Source organism: Arthrobacter sp. AG1021, assembly GCF_003633665.1.
In the GTDB taxonomy this organism is placed as follows: Bacteria; Actinomycetota; Actinomycetes; order Actinomycetales; family Micrococcaceae; genus Glutamicibacter; species Glutamicibacter soli.
On record NZ_RBLB01000006.1, the window covers coordinates 928,046 to 940,933 of the forward strand.

Consider the following 12,888-nt stretch of genomic DNA (forward strand, 5'->3'; position numbering starts at 1 on the left):
CAAAGACCTTCATACCGAGTCCCCGATAGAGACTCCCGCGGAACCGCAAACAAGGAACGGCCGGAAATACCTATTGTTTGCGCTCTTCGCATTTCCCAACCTGCTGCTGATTGCAGTTTTCGCCTATTGGCCGATCCTGGGAAATCTGCTCTTGAGCCTCACCGACTGGGACATGATCTCCCCGTTCCCGAATTTCGTCGGCCTGGACAACTACACCACGCTCTTCTCGGACCCCGGCTTCGTCGACGTCATGCGGCGGACACTGATCTGGGTCGTGGCAGTGGTCGGAGCCAGCCTCGTTTTTGGTCTGGGTATGGCGCTGCTGTTCAACGGCGGTGCCAAGGGCACCAAGGCCGTGTCCACCTTGGCTTTCACGCCACACGTTATTTCCGGTGCTGCGGTGGCGGCGGTCTGGCTGTTCGTCTTCGACCCCAACTACGGTCTGTCGCGGCTGTTGTTCAACGCCATCGGCATGGACTCGCCTCACTGGACAACCGATCCGGACATGGCGCTATCCGCGCTGATCATCGTTGCAGTGTGGAAGGGTGCGGGCTTCGTGGCCATCGTCTACCTGGCCGCATTGCAGTCGATTCCACGTGACGTCATTGAAGCGGCGCAATTGGACGGCGCTGGCCGATGGAAGACCTTCAGCAAAATCGTCTGGCCGTTGTTGACGCCGACAACCTTTTTCCTGTGCGTCACCCAGATCATTGGCGCCTTCCAGGCATTCGACCTGATCGCCATGATGACCAGCGGCGGGCCGGCAGGTTCAACCACGACGCTGAGCTGGTACATCTACGAGCAAGGATTCCAGGAATTCAATATCGGATCCGCGGCAGCCTCCTCGGTTTTCATGTTCATCATCCTGCTCGTGGTCACCGCGGTGCAGATGCGATTCGCAGAACGAAAGGTGCACTACTCGTGAGCGCCCTGGCATCCCCTACACGTGAGACGACAACCGCGGCCGGCGGTCGTCCACCGGCCAAGCGCCGGAAGCCCCATCTCGCCAGCTACCTGATGCTGGGCCTGATCGCACTGGTTTTCCTGGTGCCGGCCTATTGGATGGTCTTGGCGGCGATCAAGCCCAACGACGAAATCTACCAGTGGCCATTCACGCCGTGGCCCAGTGAGCCAACCACCGAGAATTTCTCGGCGGCGTTGGCCGCCGCGCCATTCGACCAGTTCTTCATGAATTCGCTGCTGGTCACCACCGTCGGCGCCACGGTGAAAGTGGCGCTCGCGGCCCTCACCGCCTACGCCTTCGCATTTCTGCCCTTCCCCGGCAAGAAATGGCTGTTCCTGGGAGTGCTCGGCGCGCTCATGGTTCCGGGCCATGTCACCTTGCTGCTGAACTACTCGACGATCAGCAACCTCGGGCTGATCAACACCTATGCCGGCATCATCCTGCCGGGGCTCGGCTCCGCCTTCGGAACCTTCCTGCTGCGCCAGCATTTCATGGGCCTGCCCAAGGAAGTGCTGGAAGCGGCCGAACTCGACGGGGCCGGCCACCTGCGCAAGCTGTGGTCCTTCGTGCTGCCGATGTCCAAGCCGGCGGTCATCACCGTGGCGCTGATCGCGGTCATCGACGAATGGAACGACTTCATCTGGCCGCTGCTGGTCACGAACACCCTCGACATGCGCACGATGCCCATCGGCCTGATGTTCCTGAAGCAATCCGAGGGACTGGACGACTGGGGCATGATCATGGCCGCGACGCTGATGATTGTCCTGCCCATGCTGCTGCTCTTCCTCTTCGCCCAGAAGTACATCATCAACGGCATGGCCGGCGCCGCAGTGCGCCGCTAGGCCGTAAACCTCGAAATCCGCAAACCACCCGCATTTCACCGCAATCACAAAGGACCCAACCATGCAGAACAACCCGCTTGCCAGCACACTGGAGAAATCATCGTCGCGCCGCAGCTTCCTTGGCGCCCTCGGCCTCACCGCCCTGGCCATTCCGGCACTGGCGGCCTGCGGGAACTCCTCCACCGCAACCTTCGCGCAGCCGGCCACAAAGGTGCCCGCCGGCTTCGCCGGCCGCCGCAACGTCGTGATCTGGAGCTCCTGGGGAGGCGACAACGGCAAGATGTTCGCCGACCTGATCAAGAAGTTCAACGAGTCGCAGACTGCGATCTATGCCGAGGTCCAGCAGTTCGACGGCTATGACGGAGTGGGCGAGAAGCTCACTGCAGGCCTGCGGGCCAAGCAGGTTCCGGATCTCGCGGTGCTCTCCGACATCCACTGGAACCGCTACTTCCTCTCCGACGCGCTGGAGCCACTGAACAAGTACCACGACTCCAGTTTCGGCCCATCGGTATACACGGAGAACTTCTACAGGGAAGGCACCGTGCGCGACGAGTCCTACTGGGTTCCCTTCGCCCGTTCGACTCCGCTGTTCTACTACAACCGGAACCTCTTCGCCAGCGTAGGCCTGCCCGATCGAGCCCCGGGAACATGGGATGAATTCCGCAGCTGGGGCAAGGAAGTCACCGGTGTGAAGTTCAAGGGCAACACCATGAAAATGCGCGCCCTGACCGGCGCCGACGACTGGTACTTCAGCGGACTGCTCTGGGCCTTCGGAGGCGCGATCTCCAACGGGCTGGACGTGCGTCTGCACAGCGCCGAGTCGCTGGCCGCCGTGGACTTCGAACGCCAGCTGGTCCACGAGGACAAGAGCATGTACCTGGCGCAGAGCTTCGTCAACGACTTCAGCAACGGCCAATGCGCCACCGTCACCCAGTCCACCGGCGGGCTGACCAGCGTCACCAAGGCAGCCAAGTTCGAGGTCGGCACCGGCTTCATGCCCAAGGGACCTGCCGGGACGGGAACTCCTACCGGAGGCGGCGGCCTGTCCGTCCTGCGTCAGATCAGCGACGAGCGCAAGGCCGATGCGGTCGAGGTCCTGCGCTTCCTGGCCAGCGACGAAATCTCCTCGCAGTGGACCGTCGGCACCGGGTACCTTCCGGTGACCAAGGGGGCAACCAGCTCCAAGCTCGTCACCGACCTGATGGGCAAGAATCCGAACTACCAGGTCGCCGTGGACCAGCTGCAGATCGCCTCGGGTCCGGACGATGTGCGCCGCTACGTCACCTCCGCCATTTCGGAGCTCAAGCAGATGGTGCAGAAGAACTACACCTCCAACGTCAAGCCGGAGGAGCTGGTGAAGCCGGTAGCTGCGAAGCTGCGCGCCGAAGCGGACAAGATCCGCGCCACCTACGAAGAGAAGGTTGCCTAACCATGAGCCAGATGAATGGAATGCGACTTGTCGGGCACCGCGGCGCCATGGCCCATCGCCCGGAAAATACGCTGGAATCCTACCGCTATGCCGAAGAGCTGGGTGTTGCCGAGATCGAGCTGGATATCAGGCTGTCTGCCGACGGCGAGGTGTTCATCCTGCATGACGAGACGATTGACCGGGTTGCCCCCACACCGGGTGCCCTCGCCGGCATCAATGTAGCTACCCTGACCCTGGAAGAACTTCGAGGTGTCGATCTGGGGGAGTGGCTGGGTATTCCTACGCTCACCGAGGCACTGGACGCCACGACCACCGCCATCCAGATCGAGATCAAGGATCCCCGTGTCGTCCCGGCAGCTGCTGCGATCGTCAACGCCAGGCCGCAGGACTTCGAGCGGCTGCAGTTCACGAGCTTCAACCATGAGGCTCTGGTGCAGATCAAGACATTGTGCCCGCAGGTTTCGCGGGGATTCATCCTCGGAGGCACCACCACCCTGACCGACGATGTTGACGCGCTGTTCGGATTGCTCGACGAAAACCAAGCGAGCTTTGTTCACCTGAACGTCAACGCCGTGCGCGATGCCGCGGTGCAGGAGCTCCACCGTAGGGGATACCTGCCTACTCTCTGGCCGCTTCGCGGTCCGGACGACGTGCGTCGGGCGCTGGCCATCGGAGCCGCCGCGGTATGCGCCGATGATCCGGCAGCCGCCAAAACATGGATAGCCGACATCGTGGCCGAGATTCCTGCATAACCAGCAGATCCATGGCACCGTCATTCCGAAGCTCACGCTCACCGAATGGCGGTGCCTTCTGCATATATGCAATGCGCACGAAACGTGCGTGGACCGACGCATCGGCCCGCGCTAAAAACTTGCGAAACCAGAAACGAACACGACCCGCGAGCCCGGCAGACGACGTTGTCGAAAGCTGGTCATCAACAGGGTTGCACTGACTGGGCAGTGAAAATTTGCCGCCGAATGTCGGAAGCTACCAAGACTGCTGCTGAGAGTCTTGGATGCCCGAAACGCAGCATCGGCCCGCGTGGCATTGGAGCCCAGAATGTGACACTGCGGTTTTGCCCTATGACAACTCATCTAGCGTCCGGAAATGTCGTAACAAACTCGTGAAAATACCCTTTGACCAGAGGTAACGCGGAGAACCAATTGTTACGTCGGAAACCTGATCTAAGGGATAAATCTCCTAACGTAACAATGTTACGCAACACTCAAGGTAATGAACTTCGCTGATCCTACGATGAATGGGTACTACCTCGTCGCTCCCCGCATTCCACGGTAGGATCTCGGGCGCCAAGCGACATTTTTATGCAGTATTGAAAGGAACCAGTTCTCCCCATGTCTTCGAACTCCCAGAACCCAGTTATCGGTTCGGACCGCGTTAAGCGCGGCATGGCTGAAATGCTCAAGGGCGGCGTCATCATGGACGTTGTCACCCCGGAGCAGGCACGTATCGCTGAAGATGCAGGCGCGGTCGCTGTCATGGCGCTGGAGCGGGTTCCTGCCGATATCCGCGCCCAGGGCGGCGTATCCCGCATGAGCGATCCGGACATGATCGACGGCATCATCAACGAGGTCTCCATCCCGGTGATGGCCAAGGCCCGCATTGGCCACTTCGTCGAGGCCCAGATCCTCCAGTCGCTGGGTGTCGACTACATCGATGAGTCCGAGGTCCTCTCGCCAGCCGACTACGAGAACCACATCGACAAGCAACCGTTCACCGTGCCGTTCGTCTGCGGTGCCACCAACCTCGGCGAAGCTCTGCGCCGCATCAACGAAGGTGCCGCGATGATCCGCTCGAAGGGCGAGGCAGGCACCGGCGACGTTTCCAACGCCACCGGCCACATGCGCAAGATCCGCGCGGAAATCGCAAAGCTCTCGGCCCTGCCGGAAGACGAGCTGTACGTTGCCGCCAAGGAACTGCAGGCTCCATACGAGCTGGTCAAGGAAGTTGCGGCCACCGGCAAGCTCCCGGTAGTGCTGTTCACCGCGGGCGGTATCGCCACCCCTGCCGACGCTGCCATGATGATGCAGCTGGGTGCCGACGGCGTGTTCGTGGGCTCGGGCATCTTCAAGTCCGGCAACCCGGTGCAGCGCGCCGAAGCCATCGTGAAGGCCACCACCTTCTTCGACAACCCGGACGAACTGGCCAAGATCTCGCGCGGCCTGGGCGAAGCCATGGTCGGCATCAACGTCGCCGATGTTCCTGTGCCTCACCGTTTGGCTGAGCGCGGTTGGTAAACACCTGCTCTATCTGATTGAAACCCCCAAGGCCACCTTGGGGGTTTCGTCGTCTCCTGAATAGCGGTGTGCCTTGAACGCGGGTGTGCCTGCTCTCCGCACGAACGATTGCTGTGGTTGCGATTCCTTGTCCACTCAGACTGGCAACGATATCGTAAAGTCCATCGGACGTTTCAAGGGGGGACCATGTGCCGTTGGCTCGCTTATCTCGGTTCGCCAATAGACATCGCAGACATCCTGCTGCGCCCCAATCACTCGCTGATCGACCAGAGCCTGCACGCGCGCGAACTGTACCTGCCCCACTACCGGCTAGCCGAGGGCTTTGCAGCTCATGCGTTCCCCACGAACGGGGATGGATTCGGCATGGCGTGGGCCGGGTTGCGGGGAACGCTGGGGCGGTATCGGCAGATCGGCCCGGCATGGGACAGCCAGAACCTGCGCCATCTGGCACAGCAGATTCAATCCAACTGCGTTCTTGCTCATGTCCGGGCCGCGCCCGGCGGTACGATCGCCGAGCAGAACTGCCACCCATTCGTCCACGACAGCTGGATGTTTCAGCATAATGGAACGATCCCGGAATTCGCCACACTCAAACGCGAGCTCACCTTCGACGTCGACCCGGCGCTCTACCCCTCCATCCTTGGCAATGCAGACACCGAGGTTTGCTTTTTCCTAGCGTTGACCTATGGACTGGATCAGGATCCTGTGGCGGGCATGTCGCGCATGGTGGCACGGGTGGAACGAGCACGCAACGAGCACGGGATCGCCGATCCGTTCACCGCTACCATGTGCGTATCCAACGGGCAGAAATTGATAGTCCTGCGCTGGGTCAGCCCGGATGCGCAGGGCGTCCAAGCCCCGTCGCTCTACCACGCAACTGGCCCCACCATGTTGCTGACGGTCGATGGCCAAAATGATCGTTTGCCTGAAAATGCACAGCTGGTGGTTTCCGAGCCCCTCGAACTGCACTGGAGCAGGCATACATGGCGGGAAGTTCCCAGCGCGTCGATCGGGATCCTGGAAACCGGCCAGCCTGCGCGCTTTATGCCGATCAACCTCGACTCCTGAGGGGCCCGCCCGGAGCCGGCAGCGTGTTTAGACTTGGTCCATGGGTGAAATAATCTTTGATGCCGCAACCACGCTCAATGGCTATCTGGCCGATGCCGACCACAGCCTCCAATGGCTATTCGACGTCGGAGGGGATGAACAACCAGACCCGGATCTGTTGCCGCGGGACGTGTCCGTACATGTTGAAGGGGCCAACACGTACCTCTGGGTGCTTGAGCATGAGAAATTCATGGAGCACCCCGCCAAATGGCACACCTATTACGGGGACCGGCCCACGTACGTCTTTACGCATCGCGACTTGCCAATCCCGCAGGGGGCAGATGTCCGGCTGCTGCGTGGTGCGGTAGCCCAGCATCTGGACCACATCCGCAATGCCGCAGGCACCGGCAATATCTGGGTGCTGGGCGGCGGAGAGCTTCTCGGGCAGTTCCTTGACATCGACGAGCTCGACGAGCTGGCGCTAACGATCGCACCGGCAACCGTTGCTGCCGGTGCGTCACTGCTGCCTCGTGCGATAGGCAGCGACCGTCTCAAGCTCGTGGAAGCACGGCAAGCCGGACCGTTCGCGAGGCTGCGGTACCGGGTGCTCAAAAGGGAATGAAGTTCGGCCGCAGCTGCGTCAAGGGATGCAAAGCGGCGGGATCGACACCGATTCCGGCCCTTGCCGATCTACAAGGTCTCAAGCAGCTTCTAGGCCCAAGAACGCAGCACCATATGACGGCCTCGCCCAAGGAGCTTCAGGCCGTTGGCTGTGAAGAAATCGGCGCTGGACGGAGTGGCCGCTGCGAGCAATTCGGTCGGGCCCTCGTCTTCGACGGGAGCCAGCGGGTTGATCATCGAACGCGACAGGCCGTGCAGCAGTGCAGTGCCGATGCCCTGACGGCGGAAATCGCTGCCGACGGCCAGCGCATGGACCATCAACTGTCCGCCGAGACCCTGCTGGGCGAAACCGCGGCCGACAATGTTGCCTTCCTCGGTGCGGGCAACCGCATGCTCTACCCGGCGCAACGCCGGGTGGCCGCTGGAAAGCTGGGGTGAGGCTTCCCTCCACAGATTCGTGACTGCCAGTTCAGCGGCGTCGGCTCCGGTGGCTTCCGGAACATTGTTGCCAAGGCGGATCTTTCCGTCCCAGCGGTCCATCGGAATGGCCAGCGGCCCCGCATGCCAGGAGACCTGGGCGTTATCGCTGAACCCGGCGGCCTTCAGCTGCGTGGCATCCGCGCCCGAATTCACCCAGGCTTCCACCCGTCGGGCGCCGAGCCGCATGCCTTCGGCCAGGGCGGGGCGCAGGCCTGCAGGTTCCGGGTTTTCCGGGAAGAGCAGTACCAGGCGTCGGCGCACCGGCTGCCAAGCCCATGAGCAGCCGTGGGTGGTAAAAATCTTGCCGCCAGTGGCAACGGCCAGCGCCTGATGCCAGTGGCTCAACGCTTCCTGTGCGGAGGCAATCGTCGTCATTATTCTGCGTTCACCAATCCTCGACGGCGCAGCAGCGGTTCGACCTCTGCATTGCGTCCGCGGAACAATCTGTAGGACTCAAGGGGATCGCGCGTATTGCCGCGCGACAGCAGCTCCTCACGGAACCGATTACCATTTTCCCGCATTAGGCCACCATTTTCCGCGAACCACTGCACAGTGTCGGCATCGAGCACCTCACTCCAGATGTAGGAGTAGTACCCGGCCGAGTAGCCGTTGGCGAAGATATGCTGGAAGTAACCGGTGCGGTAGCGCGGCGCGATCATCTGCGGATCGAATCCGGCCTCCACCAGCACCTGCTGTTCGAACGCTTCCGGATCGGCGATGACGGTTCCCGGCTCGATGGTATGCCAGGCCCAGTCGAGAACGCTCGCGGCCAGGTATTCGGTCGTCGCGAAGCCCTGCCCCCACAATTCCGAGGCCCGCAAGCTTTCCAGCACGGATGGATCCAACGGCTCGTCGGTCGCGTAGTGCTTGGCATATCCGCCGACCACGTCTTCATGCAGCGCCCACATCTCGTTGACCTGGGAAGGGAATTCCACGAAGTCCCGTGGCACCGAAGTTCCGGAGAGCGAGGCGTACTTCCCATTCGCGAACATCCCGTGCAAGGCGTGCCCGAACTCGTGGAACAGCGTGTTGGTCTCGTCCAGCGTCAGCAGTACCGGTTCTCCGTCCGCTGGCGGGGCGATGTTCAAGGTGTTGGTGACGATGGGGCGCTCATTGAGGAACGATGCGCCGTCGCGCAGCGTCGTCATCCATGCGCCACCCTTCTTGGTGGGCCGAGCCAGGAAATCTCCGCTGTACAACGCCAGTGCGCTGCCATCGGCGTCGAAGACCTCCCAGACACGTACATCAGGATGGTAGCCCGGTAGATCGAATCGCTCGGTGAAGGTGATTCCGTACAATCGGGTCGCGGTGGCAAAGACGCCCTGAACCAGGACCCGCTCAAGCTCGAAGTACTCGCGAAGCGCCGACGTATCTACCGAGAACTTCTCCTGAAGCACCTTCTCCGAATAGTAGCGCCAGTCCCATGCATTGATCGGGCCGCCGGCAAGGCCGGAAAGTATCCCAGCCTCGGCGTTTGCATTGCGCACGGCTGGGGCTGTCAGCTCCGCGAGTCGTTCGGCTACGGCTGCGGTGCTCGGCGCCGTTGCATCGGCGAGCACCGTCTCGGCGTGATTCGCGAAGCCGAGTACCGAGGCTCGTTCTGCACGCAGGGATGCCATTTGTGCCGCGAGTTCCAAGGTCGACTTCAGGCCGCGGGATAGCGACGCCTCGTGAACCTTGCGGCGGGATTCCGAGCGAGCCAGTTGGGAAAGCACAGGCTGCTGCGAAGGCGAAACCAGAGGCAGCAAGAAGCCGTCTGGATACCCGGCGTCAAGAGCAGCCTTGGCCGCCGCAGCTATTGCCGCGTCGCCCAATCCTTCAAGCTCCGCTGCGTCGGCGAAATGCACCGCATGCTTATTCTGGTTTTCCAATGCCAGATTCGAGAACTGGCTGGAAAGCTCCGAAATTTGTTCGTTCAGCTTCGAGAGCTTGTCCTTGGCCTCTGATCCCAAGGCCGCTCCTGCCTGTTCAAATTCCCTGAGGGTCTGTTCGGCCAGTCGAGCATCCTCACCTACCAGAGAATCAAGGTTTAAAGCTTGTAAACGAGAAAACAAAGTTTCGTTCAGGTGAATGGCGTCCTGCTGGCGTGTCATGATGCTCGACATCTCGCTTTGGATCGCACGCAGGTCCTCGGTTCCGTGGGCGGAGAGCACGGTGAAGTATGTCATCAGCGTCCGACGAAGCACCTGACCTGAGGCTTCGAGAGCTACCAGCGTGTTATCGAATGTCGCAGGTTCATTATTGGACGTAATCGCCTCCAGCTCCTCATGCTGCAATGCGGCGCCCTGGCGCGCTGCAACAACATAGTCTTCCGCGGTAAGCGACTGGAATTCGGGCCATTGATAAGGATTTTGGCTAGGAGAAAGGAGCTGATTCGACATGCCCTAAGGTTCCCATATTGAACGTGACCCAGCTTGCATTGACGCCAATGTCATGCCAAGGGCGAACTGCGATCCACCGGTATGCTGTGGCGTATGAGCTTTCCCTTGCCCATTCGCTTCGCTGCGCTGACCGTATCAATTGCACTTCCTGCGGCCCTGGCATCTGGATGCAGCGTTGCGCCGCAAACACAATCAGGCGCGCTCACATCGACATCTGCCGCACCGACCGTTGAAGCTTCGCAGCCAGCAAAGGACCAGGATGGCCCGAAGGAAACACCAATGGATCGACCCGAGGAGTTGTCCCTCATGGTGACCGGGGATGTGCTGCTCCACCCGCAGTTGCTAGATGAAGCAGAAACCGCTGCCGGGAAATCCGACGGCAATGGCAAGGACTTCGACTTCGAGCCACTCTTGGCTGGCCTCAAGCCATACGTTCAGGACGCAGATGTAGCCCTGTGCAATCTGGAGACGCCGATCGGCACCCCTCCTTATTCCGGATACCCGCTATTCACTGTTCCCTCGCAAATCGTCTCCGATCTCGCCGCTATCGGCTATGACGGGTGCACCACCGCGACGAATCACACCGTGGACGCGGGCACCAAAGGAGTCATCCGAACCCTTGACACTCTGGCAATGAATGAAATGTTCTCGACAGGAAGCTATAAGAGCAAGAAGGACTCCGAGCAGCCACCCATTATGGACATCAGTGGCGTGAAGCTCGGTGTTGTTGCCACAACGTACTCGTTGAACGGGATGCGCGCTGATTCTGATTGGAGAGTCGACACGGGGGTCAACTCATCGAAACTCATTGATCGTGCGAAATCTGCACGTAAGGCCGGGGCTGACATTGTGGTGGCTGCGGTGCACGACGGCGCGGAGTACACGAGTGCGCCAACTGAGTCCCAGCGAAAACTCGGCCGAGCATTGGCCAGCTCGGGGGAGTTCGATTTCGTCTACATGCACCATACGCACTCGGTCCTGCCGATCGAGAAGTACAAGGGAACGTGGATCGTGTACGGTCTTGGGAACTCGGTCGCAAAGCATGCCACCCCTACGATCCTGAATCGTGAGGGGATCAGTGTAAAGGCAACTTTTGCTCGCGACGGCGAGAACTGGGACGTGTCAAAACTTCAGTGGGTTCCGCACCAGCTAAGCAAAGCGCCGGTGGCATGGTGCCAGGTCGCCACCACAGAAACATGCGTATCCGATGCGGATGCTAATGCGTCACTTCAACGGACGCTGAAGACCGTTGATGCCTACGGAGCCGTTGATGATGGATTGGAGGAGTGGACCCTGCCTTAGTGGGCTTCCGCTCCCTTATTCATTTGCGATCAATTCTTTCTTGGTTCTCCAAACGTCGATCGTTATTGGAGTGCTGGGTACGGCCGCTTGTCCTGGAATACTTTGCCACGGACCCCCATCCACGCTGAATTCACCGCGATATAGTGTGGTGACACCGACGCTGAACTTCCCCGTTTCTTCGAAGATGTGACTTGTAGGCGTCTCATCATGCAATGTGTGTTCTGGACTCGGTTGCCCAGATGAATGCAGCTTTCGGGTAGTTCCGTCTCCGTAGTTCCAATTCCATTGGACAGGGATTGCTCTGATCTTGACATCTGCACCAGATAAGTTCGAGTTGAACTCTTGAGAATCATGGCTTGCCCAGAAATGTGTGTTTCCGTTGCGCAGTGTAAAGCCGTTCGGGTCACTGCTCAATTTAGAAGCTTTAATCGGAAAGGTTCGAAACTTATTGGGTGAGATTATTATTTCCTTTATGATTTGATCATCAGGAATCCTAATTGCAGGCGGATCTCCCGGGCAGTAGCTTAGGTCACGTAACAGATTTCCATCTAAGTCAAATATTTGACGACTAATTGGATATGAGCCATCATCGCATTGCGGTAAGTCTGGGTTGGCGTCGCATCCGAGAATTTCTTGTCGCCCAAGAACGCAAGGATCATAGTCCCTTATTTTGTATCTAGGCCCATCAATCGGTTTGTATTTATCCTCGGGAGATTCGATGTGCCACTCATCAATTTGAATCATTTTAGTCTCATCGCAAATATGGCTTGCATCTTCTCCCTTCATCGACACTTTGTCACGCTCGCAATCTGGCAGTTCCAGTGCTGGGGATGCCCCAACATTGAAGGTTAGAAAAGTTACCGCAATTGCGGTTGTGGAAAGTAGTCTCGTGATCATGACTTACGATCCTCAATAATTATGATCTTCTGAACTTTCCATCCATTGGCGTATTCGATAGCCAGAGTCAACCTCATCGAATCAGTGGATTTCTCAGTGGAGTCCAACTCGTTTGGTATGAAATAAAATTCTGCTTCATCAATCGAATAGGCCATTGATACGGCAGCCTTATTCTTCGCCGACATATATGAATCTGTAACTCTGAATTTGTGTTTCCCCCCTACTTGCCATTTGCCTGAGACCTGCGCTCTCGCTGCAGGGTCGATCAAGTATTCGCCGCAGAGTTCACAAGCTCGCGAAGTGACTCTCTTTAGGGGCGTTGAGTCATTCGATTCAACAAGATAGTTAATTAATTCAAAGTAGTATTCGGCGAAATGTGCGGCACCTTCAGCAGTGTTTTCACTTGCCTGTGCTGGCATTTTCGGAATCGGCACGTTTTCAGCAGGACCTTTTGCTGAGGCGGGTTTATATTCTTCCGTCTCTTTTGGTGAGCTGGATGATGACTGGGTTGGGGCTGCACTGCTGTTCGGTTTTTCCTGACTCTGGGCTGGTGTTGGAGTAGGCGGCGTTTCGGGGCCGGACTCGCATGCTGCGAGTGCGATCGAGCTGGCTGCAAGCAGCGCTACACATGCAATTTTCCGAGCGCTCATAGGAACTCTCCGTAGTCACT

General features: G+C 59.2%; 12 protein-coding genes. 8 read left to right on the forward strand and 4 right to left on the reverse strand.

Features of this window, described 5'->3' with window-relative positions; translation table 11 throughout:
- Positions 1-73 precede the first annotated feature (73 nt).
- The 7 genes from DFO58_RS04570 to DFO58_RS04600 all read left to right on the forward strand — a co-directional run bounded on the left by DFO58_RS04570 (position 74) and on the right by DFO58_RS04600 (position 7,159).
- Positions 74-925 (forward strand): sugar ABC transporter permease, encoded by an 852-nt coding sequence (locus DFO58_RS04570; protein ID WP_220668526.1) that lies wholly within the window; start codon positions 74-76, stop codon positions 923-925.
- Positions 922-1,806: a carbohydrate ABC transporter permease gene (locus DFO58_RS04575; protein WP_220668527.1), complete on the forward strand. Its 885-nt coding sequence runs from the start codon at positions 922-924 to the stop codon at positions 1,804-1,806. Before DFO58_RS04570 ends, DFO58_RS04575 begins: the two co-directional genes overlap by 4 nt.
- Positions 1,807-1,867: 61 nt before the next feature.
- A complete protein-coding gene (locus DFO58_RS04580; protein WP_120989399.1) occupies positions 1,868-3,235 on the forward strand; it encodes an ABC transporter substrate-binding protein in 1,368 nt (455 codons plus the stop codon).
- A 2-nt stretch (positions 3,236-3,237) separates the two neighbouring features.
- The gene (locus DFO58_RS04585) at positions 3,238-3,987 is read left to right on the forward strand and encodes a glycerophosphodiester phosphodiesterase family protein (RefSeq protein WP_120989400.1); all 750 of its coding nucleotides are present in this window, start codon (positions 3,238-3,240) and stop codon (positions 3,985-3,987) included.
- Between the two features lie 600 nt (positions 3,988-4,587).
- Positions 4,588-5,490, forward strand: a complete 903-nt coding sequence (gene pdxS / locus DFO58_RS04590) for a pyridoxal 5'-phosphate synthase lyase subunit PdxS (protein ID WP_047119207.1) — start codon at positions 4,588-4,590, stop codon at positions 5,488-5,490.
- Between the two features lie 186 nt (positions 5,491-5,676).
- Positions 5,677-6,558, forward strand: coding sequence for a class II glutamine amidotransferase (locus DFO58_RS04595; RefSeq protein WP_120989550.1), 882 nt, complete (start codon positions 5,677-5,679; stop codon positions 6,556-6,558).
- Positions 6,559-6,598: 40 nt separating this feature from the next.
- Positions 6,599-7,159 (forward strand): dihydrofolate reductase family protein, encoded by a 561-nt coding sequence (locus tag DFO58_RS04600; RefSeq protein WP_120989401.1) that lies wholly within the window; start codon positions 6,599-6,601, stop codon positions 7,157-7,159.
- A gap of 89 nt (positions 7,160-7,248) precedes the next feature.
- Here DFO58_RS04600 and DFO58_RS04605 read toward each other — a convergent pair whose 3' ends face one another.
- Together DFO58_RS04605 and DFO58_RS04610 are read right to left on the reverse strand one after the other, a co-directional pair.
- Entirely contained in the window at positions 7,249-8,013 is a 765-nt protein-coding gene (locus tag DFO58_RS04605; protein WP_047119205.1) for a GNAT family N-acetyltransferase, read from the reverse strand.
- Positions 8,013-10,019: a M3 family metallopeptidase gene (locus DFO58_RS04610; RefSeq protein WP_120989402.1), complete on the reverse strand. Its 2,007-nt coding sequence runs from the start codon at positions 10,017-10,019 to the stop codon at positions 8,013-8,015. Before DFO58_RS04610 ends, DFO58_RS04605 begins: the two co-directional genes overlap by 1 nt.
- A gap of 93 nt (positions 10,020-10,112) precedes the next feature.
- Between DFO58_RS04610 and DFO58_RS04615 the strand changes: the two genes are divergently transcribed.
- Positions 10,113-11,321, forward strand: coding sequence for a CapA family protein (locus DFO58_RS04615; RefSeq protein WP_120989552.1), 1,209 nt, complete (start codon positions 10,113-10,115; stop codon positions 11,319-11,321).
- 15 nt (positions 11,322-11,336) lie between these two features.
- On the opposite strand, the gene DFO58_RS18125 is transcribed toward DFO58_RS04615, so the two are convergent.
- Together DFO58_RS18125 and DFO58_RS18130 are read right to left on the reverse strand one after the other, a co-directional pair.
- Positions 11,337-12,218: a hypothetical protein gene (locus tag DFO58_RS18125; protein ID WP_147407185.1), complete on the reverse strand. Its 882-nt coding sequence runs from the start codon at positions 12,216-12,218 to the stop codon at positions 11,337-11,339.
- A complete protein-coding gene (locus DFO58_RS18130) occupies positions 12,215-12,868 on the reverse strand; it encodes a DUF6318 family protein (RefSeq protein ID WP_147407186.1) in 654 nt (217 codons plus the stop codon). The genes DFO58_RS18125 and DFO58_RS18130 overlap by 4 nt, the downstream gene beginning before the upstream one ends.
- Positions 12,869-12,888 lie beyond the last annotated feature (20 nt).